The sequence below is a fragment of the Chlamydiota bacterium genome, assembly GCA_012729785.1.
Lineage (GTDB): Bacteria > Auribacterota > Tritonobacteria > UBA1439 > UBA1439 > UBA1439.
This window is the reverse complement of the sequence record JAAYCL010000022.1, coordinates 79,839-86,566: the sequence shown is the minus strand read 5'-3', so window position 1 is coordinate 86,566 and position 6,728 is coordinate 79,839. Positions and strand designations below refer to the sequence as shown.

Genomic DNA, 6,728 nt, shown 5'->3' with positions numbered 1-6,728 from the left:
TGGGATCGATATCCGCCACGGTCATTTTTCCAAATTCCTCCGGCGTATACCCGGTGGAGCGGCACAACATCTCATTCACATAGAGGAAACGACCGGTGGCGAGATCGATAATCGAAAGGTTGTCATTCGCCCGATTCACCAGCTCCTGAAAGAGCTCAGGATCGGCGCGCAGATCGTCGACGATGGGTTGGCGGCGTTTTCTCATGAGGCGACTGTCCGTTTGTGCCTAAGGAGGATGCGGATCGGGCGCGGCATCGGGCGGGACGCGCAGGACTGCACCGCCCTCCCCTACCGCACGACCCCGATCCGGGACGGGGGGAGGTAGATGAAGAACGCCAGCCCCCGCACCGTCTCGAACGGCACGAATCCCCAGAAGCGGCTGTCCTTGCTGTTGGCGCTGTTGTCGCCGAGGACGAAGTAGGACCCCTCCGGCACCTTGAATCGCTGTCCCGCCAGCCCGTAGACCGCGCCCGCGCCCGGCGGGGGGTTGACGTAGCGGATGCCGGCGATCTCCTTCGGGGAGGTCACCGCCTCGCCGTCGATGAGGATGCGGCCGTTTCGTATCTCGACCGTCTCGCCCGGGAGGCCGACGAGGCGCTTCACGAAGTCCTTGTTCTGGTACTCCACGGCGCGGGAGCCGCACCGGGGGCAGACGCGCGGCATCCCGCGCTCGAGATTGAAATCCTTCTGGCACCGTGCGTTCAGGCAGAGCCGGTTGAACGGGAACCTGAAGACGATGATGTCCCCGCGCCGCGGGGACCGCAGCGCCAGCCGGCTGAAACGCGCGGTGGGGAGCTCCACGCCGAAATTCGTCCAGGGGACGCCGATCCAGTCGAGCGTCTGGGGGCCGTAGATGAACTTGTTCACCACGATATGGTCGCCGAATCCCCCGTGGTTCTGCGCCCCGTGCAGGGTCGGTTCCATCGAGCCGGTCGGGATCTTGAAGAGCTGGATGATGAAGGTGCGGATGAACAGGGCGAGGATGAGGGCGAACAGGAACGCCTCGGCGTACTCGCGGACGATCGACTTCTTCGCGAAGGCGAGATGGCGATCGAAGCTTTCGTGGAGACGCGCGGCCGCCGCCGCGACCTCCGCGGCGTTCCGCCACGCGAGGGCGCCGTCGAGCGCGCGAAGGTCCTGCTCGATCCGCAGGACCGCCTGGTCGCCGATCCTGCCGCGGTGCTTTCTCAGGAGCGCGCGCACCGTCTTGCGCGCGAGGCGCGCCTCCTTCACCGTCCGGCGATCCCTGAAGAAGCCGATCAACCCCATCGCTCCCCTCCCCTCCCCTCGCCTCACCCGACGCGCCACCCCGCGCCGATGCAGCCTGTTTTCGCGAACCGGAACCTGGCGGGTGCTCCGCCGATGCACGTATGCCGCCCGATGCGCGCGTATCCGCGGCGGAATCGTATTTTCGATCCTCGGAGATACCCCCGATTTCCCGTCTCCCGGACGGCGGGGGTCAGTCGACCTTCAGCACCTCGATGAACGCCTTCTGGGGGATGTTGATCTTCCCGATCTGCTTCATCTTCTTCTTCCCCTCCTTCTGCTTCTCCCAGAGCTTCCGCTTGCGGGTGATGTCGCCGCCGTAGCACTTGGCGGTGACGTCCTTCTTCAGGGGGCGGACCACCTCGCTGGCGATGATGCGGCCGCCGATCGCCGCCTGGATCGCGACCCGGAAGAGCTGCTGCGGGATGACCGCCTTGAGCCGCTCCGCGAGCGCGCGCCCCCGGTGCTCCGCCTTCTCCTTGTGGACCAGGAACGAGAAGGCGTCCACCGGTTCGCAGTTGATGAGGATATCGAGCTTCACGATGTCGGAGACCCTGAAGCCGACATGCTCGTAGTCCATCGAGCCGTAGCCGCTGGTCACCGACTTGAGGCGGTCGTAGAAATCGATGACGACCTCGTTGAACGGGAGTTCGAAGGTGAGGATGACCCGGTGCGCGTCGATCGACTCGGTCCTGACGCACTCCCCGCGGCGCTCCTGGCCCAGCTTCATCATCGCGCCGATCATCTCGTTCGGCACGATGATATAGGCGCGTATCATCGGCTCGCGGATCTCGTCGATCTCCGCGGGCGGCGGCATCCGCACCGGGTTGTCGATCTCGACCAGGCTCCCGTCGGTCTTTTTGATCTGGTAGATGACGCTCGGCACCGTCGCGACGATCCCCACCTCGTACTCCCGCTCGAGCCGTTCCTGGATGATCTCCATATGGAGAAGACCGAGGAAACCGCAGCGGAAGCCGAACCCCAGCGCGACCGAATTCTCCGGTTCGTAGCTGAAGGCGGGATCGTTGAGACGGAGGCGGTTCAGGGCGGATTTCAGGTTCTCGTACTCCGTCGTCGCGACCGGATAGAAACCGCTGAAGACCATCGGCCGGAGGCGCTTGAAGCCGGGGAGCGGCGCGCGCGCGGGCCGCCGGTCGTCGGTGAGCGTGTCCCCGATCCTGACGTCGCCGGAGTCCTTGATGTTGGCGATGATGTAGCCGACCTCTCCGGGCAGGAGCCGGTCGCGCGGCCGCGCGTCGGGCACGAAGCAGCCCACCTCCTGGACCTCGAACGCCTTCCCGGTGTACATCAGGCGGACCTTCATCCCGGGCGAGACGCGGCCGCTCATCAGCCGCACGTGGATGATCACCCCGCGGAAGGTATCGAAGAGGGAGTCGAAGATGAGCGCCTTCAGATCCTCGCTTTCGGGTTTCCTCGGGGGCGGGATCCGGGCGACGATCGTCTCCAGAAGCTCCGCCACCCCGGCCCCGGTCTTGGCGCTCACGCAGGCGGCGTCGTCGGCGGGGAGGGCCAGCACGTCCTCGATCTGCCGCTTCGTCTCCCGGACGTCCGCGCTGGGGAGGTCCACCTTGTTGATCACGGGGATGATCGCCAGGTTGTTCTGCGCGCAGAGGTGGCAGTTGGCGACCGTCTGCGCCTCGACCCCCTGCGCGGCGTCCACGACGAGGAGCGCCCCCTCGCAGGCGGAGAGACTGCGCGACACCTCGTAGTTGAAATCCACGTGCCCGGGGGTGTCGATCAGGTTGAGGGTGTAGGTGACGCCGTCTCGCGCCGTGTACTCCATCCTGACCGCGTGGGCCTTGATCGTGATCCCCCGCTCGCGCTCGAGGTCCATGGCGTCGAGGAACTGGTCCCTGAATCGGCGCGCGTCGATCGTGTGCGTGAGCTGGAGGAGCCGGTCCGCGAGCGTGGACTTGCCGTGGTCGATATGGGCGACGATCGAGAAGTTGCGTATGCGCTCGAGGTACGAGTCCATGGTCGTCAGGTCCGCGGCTGGTCCGCCCCGGTTCGCGGGGATGCGCCGCGCGGGGGCGCCTTTCAGGTCACGGGGAGCCGCGCAGCGAACGGATGGCCGCGGCGAGGTCCGCGGCGCCGAAGACCGCCGTGCCGGCGACGATGACGTTGGCGCCCGCCCGGATCGCCTCCCGGGCGGTCTCGGTGGTGATGCCGCCGTCCACCTCTATGTCGAGGCGGAGGCCGCGGCGGTCGACGAGGCGGCGCAGCTCCTCGATCTTGGGAAGCACCGCCCGGATGAACCGCTGGCCGCCGAAGCCCGGGTTCACGGTCATCAGGAGGGCGAGGTCCGCCTCCTCGAGCACCGCCTCGATGTCCTTCAGCGGGGTGGCCGGGTTGAGCGACACCCCCGAGCGCAGCCCCCTCCCCCGGATGACCTGGAGCGTCCGGTGCAGGTGCGGCAGCGCCTCCGCGTGCACCGTGAGGATGCTGGCCCCCGCGTCCGCGAACGGTTCGATGAACCGGTCGGGATCGGAGAGCATCAGGTGCACGTCGAGCGGGATCTTGACGCGCGCGCGCACCGCCGCCACCACCGCCGGCCCCACGGTGAGGTTGGGCACGAAGTGGCCGTCCATCACGTCGAGATGGAGCAGGTCCGCCCCCGCGGCCTCCGCCGCGAGCGCCTCCTCGCCGAGCTTCCCGAAATCAGCCGCGAGCAGCGACGGCGCGATCTGGATATTCATGGGCGTCCGTTCATGCGGCGTTTCGCGCGCGTACGCGCTGTTCACAGATGCAGCGCATCATGGGCCGCCGTTCCGCCGACGGCGGGCCCTATGGCGGCCAGGTTGAGCCTCCGTTCGCGGAAGATATCCGCGGCCACCCGCCGCACGTCGTCCAAGCCGACCCGCGCGATGTTAGACAGAATCTCCTCTTTTGTCAAGACCCGCCCCGTGAGGAGGAGGCCCTCGCCGATCCCGAGCATGTTTCGCGTGGTCTTCTCGAACTCCATCGCGAACTGGCCGGTCCAGTACTCCTTCGCGCGGGCGAGCTCGGCCGGGCGGAGACCCTCGTCGCGGACCGACGCGAGTTCCCGCAAAATCAGCCGGAGCGCCCGCAGGAACTTGTTGTTCTCGACGCCGGCGTGGACCGAGAAGGCGCCGGTATCCCGGTACCGGACGACGGAGGAGCCGATGGCGTAGGCGAGCCCGTGCCGCTCGCGGACGCTCTGGAAGAGCCGGGAGCTCATATTCTCGCCGAGGGCGATGCTGAGGAGATGGAGGGCGTACCGGTCCGGGTGCTCCCGCCGGTATCCCCGCACCCCGACGCACAGGTGGGTCTGCTCGGTCTTCTTGTCGCAGAGCAGGAGCGCGGGGCGGCGCTGCCTGTCCGCCGCGGGGGCGGACCGCGGCGCCGGGCGCCCCGGTCCCCCGGGCGCGAGGCGCTCGACGATCCGCACCAGCTCCTCGTGCGCGACCTTCCCCGCGGCGGCGACGACCGTGTTCTTCGGGAGGTAGTGCCGCGCCCGGTACGCCCGCAGATCGTCCGGGGTGAACGCCCCGACGGTCTCCGCGGTGCCCACCAGGGGCCTTCCCAGCGGCTGCCCGGGCCAGAGCACCGCGTTGAACAGGTCCGTCACGTGCTGCGCGGGCATATCCAGGTACATGTTGATCTCTTCCCGGATGACCGTCCGCTCCTTCTCGACGTCCTCGGCCTTGAGGGAGGCGTGGAGGTACATGTCGAAGAGGACGTTCGCGGCGCGCCGGAGGTGCCGGTGCAGCACCTTCGCCATGTAGCAGGTGTACTCCTCGCCGGTGAAACCGTTCAGCGAGCCGCCGACGCTCTCTATCTCCTGCGACAGGCGGCGCGCCGAGCGCCGGTCGGTGCCCTTGAAGAGGAGGTGCTCGAGGAAGTGCGAGACGCCGTTCAGGCGGGGGGATTCGTACCGGCCCCCCGTCCCGATCCAGATCCCGAGGGAGACCGACTCCATCGCGGGCATCTCGAGGGTCACGACCCTGAGGCCGCTCGGGAGGGCGGTGACGCGATGGGGCGGCGGCTGCGTCCTCCCCTCCCCCCGGAGGCGGGCGGCGGGCGGGCGGCTCACGGCGTCCCCTTCGCGCCCGGGCTGTCGAGGTACGACTGGAGGATGCGCTGGGCGGCGATCCCGTCGACGCGCAGGCTCCGTTTCCTTCGCGAGAGCCCGGCCGATTTCAGGAACCGGTCCGCCTCGGCGGTGGTCAGACGCTCGTCCCAGAGGACGACGGGGAGGTTGAGCGCCGCCCGGAGGGAGTCCGCGAATCCGCGGGCGCTCCGCGCCGCCGGCCCCTCGCTCCCGTCCATGTTCAGCGGGAGCCCCACGACGATCCCGGCCGCCTCGTGCCGCCGCGCCGCGTCGCCGATGCGCCGGAGCGTCTCGGCCGGGTCTCCCCGCTCGATCGCCCCGGCGGGGGAGGCGATGCTGCGCCCCGGGTCGCTCACCGCGATCCCGATCCGCCGTTCCCCCGGGTCTATGCCGAGCAGACGCATCGCGTTTCCGCCGCCTCAGAGGTGCTTGCCGAAGAGCTCGCTCAGCGTCTTGGCCTCGTGGATGCGGCGGATCGCCTCCCCGAACAGCTGCGCCACCGAGAGCACCTTGATCTTGGGGATCTTCTTCCCGCCCTCGATCGGGAGGGTGTTGGTGACGACGATCTGTTTGTACGGCGACTCCTGGAGCTTCTGCGTGGCGTTGCCGCAGAGGACCGCGTGGACAGCCCCGGCGTGGATGTCGCGCGCCCCGTGCGAGAGGAGGGCGTGGGCGGTCTCGATCATCGACCCGCCCGTGGCGATCTCGTCGTCGAAGACGATGGCGTTCTTCCCGGAGACGTCGCCGATGATATGATAGATCTCCACGGTGTCGTTCAGCGGATCGCGGCGCTTATCGAGGATGGCGAGCGGCAGGCCGAGTTGGCGGGCATACCGCTCGGCGCGCTTGGCGCTGCCGGCGTCGGGGGCGACCACGATGCAGTTTTCGACCCCGTTGCGGCTGAAGTAGTCGCAGAGGATCGGCGAGGCGAGGAGCTGGTCCACCGGGATCCCGAAGAAGCCCTGGATCTGCTCGGCGTGGAGGTTCATCGTGAGCACGCGGTCCGCGCCCGCGCTCTCGAGCAGGTCGGCGACCAGACGCGCGGTGATGCAGATGCGGGGCTGGTCCTTCTTGTCGGACCTGGCGTACGGGTAGTACGGGAGCACGGCGGTCACCCGGCGCGCGGAGGCGTGCTTGAGCGCGTCGATCATGATGAGGAGTTCCATGAAGTAGTCGTTGACGGGCGGGGCGCTCGTCTGGATGACGAAGACGTCCTTCCCCCGGACGTTCTCCTCGATGCGCACGAAGGTGTTGTCGTTCTTGAACTTGTGGATGATGCACTTGCCGAGCTCGATGCCGAGATACCCGCATATCTCGCGGCTCAACTCCGGGTTCGACCGGCCGCAGAATACCTTCATCTCCCCTCCCC

Annotated in this window: 7 protein-coding genes; all 7 read right to left on the bottom strand. The window is 68.0% G+C overall.

Annotation, left to right across the window (positions count from 1 at the left end):
* Positions 1 to 205 (bottom strand): PAS domain S-box protein (locus GXY35_05130; protein NLW93966.1); only part of this gene is annotated, 205 nt, incomplete at its 3' end.
* An 83-nt stretch (positions 206 to 288) separates the two neighbouring features.
* A complete protein-coding gene (gene lepB / locus GXY35_05125) occupies positions 289 to 1,269 on the bottom strand; it encodes a signal peptidase I (protein NLW93965.1) in 981 nt (326 codons plus the stop codon).
* Between the two features lie 190 nt (positions 1,270 to 1,459).
* A complete protein-coding gene (gene lepA, locus GXY35_05120) occupies positions 1,460 to 3,262 on the bottom strand; it encodes an elongation factor 4 (protein NLW93964.1) in 1,803 nt (600 codons plus the stop codon).
* 67 nt (positions 3,263 to 3,329) lie between these two features.
* The gene (locus GXY35_05115; GenBank protein ID NLW93963.1) at positions 3,330 to 3,983 is read right to left on the bottom strand and encodes a ribulose-phosphate 3-epimerase; all 654 of its coding nucleotides are present in this window, start codon (positions 3,981 to 3,983) and stop codon (positions 3,330 to 3,332) included.
* A gap of 41 nt (positions 3,984 to 4,024) precedes the next feature.
* Positions 4,025 to 5,341: an insulinase family protein gene (locus tag GXY35_05110; protein ID NLW93962.1), complete on the bottom strand. Its 1,317-nt coding sequence runs from the start codon at positions 5,339 to 5,341 to the stop codon at positions 4,025 to 4,027.
* Entirely contained in the window at positions 5,338 to 5,763 is a 426-nt protein-coding gene (gene ruvX, locus GXY35_05105) for a Holliday junction resolvase RuvX (GenBank protein NLW93961.1), read from the bottom strand. The genes GXY35_05110 and ruvX overlap by 4 nt, the downstream gene beginning before the upstream one ends.
* A 15-nt stretch (positions 5,764 to 5,778) precedes the next feature.
* Positions 5,779 to 6,717 (bottom strand): ribose-phosphate pyrophosphokinase, encoded by a 939-nt coding sequence (locus GXY35_05100; protein ID NLW93960.1) that lies wholly within the window; start codon positions 6,715 to 6,717, stop codon positions 5,779 to 5,781.
* Positions 6,718 to 6,728 lie beyond the last annotated feature (11 nt).

What these genes read in the sequence shown, in the direction of transcription:
- GXY35_05115 (NLW93963.1), bottom strand. Translation starts at nt 3,983, where the DNA reads ATGAATATCCAGATCGCGCCGTCGCTGCTCGCGGCTGATTTCGGGAAG.
- lepB (NLW93965.1), bottom strand. Translation starts at nt 1,269, where the DNA reads ATGGGGTTGATCGGCTTCTTCAGGGATCGCCGGACGGTGAAGGAGGCG.
- lepA (NLW93964.1), bottom strand. Translation starts at nt 3,262, where the DNA reads ATGGACTCGTACCTCGAGCGCATACGCAACTTCTCGATCGTCGCCCAT.
- GXY35_05100 (NLW93960.1), bottom strand. Translation starts at nt 6,717, where the DNA reads ATGAAGGTATTCTGCGGCCGGTCGAACCCGGAGTTGAGCCGCGAGATA.
- ruvX (NLW93961.1), bottom strand. Translation starts at nt 5,763, where the DNA reads ATGCGTCTGCTCGGCATAGACCCGGGGGAACGGCGGATCGGGATCGCG.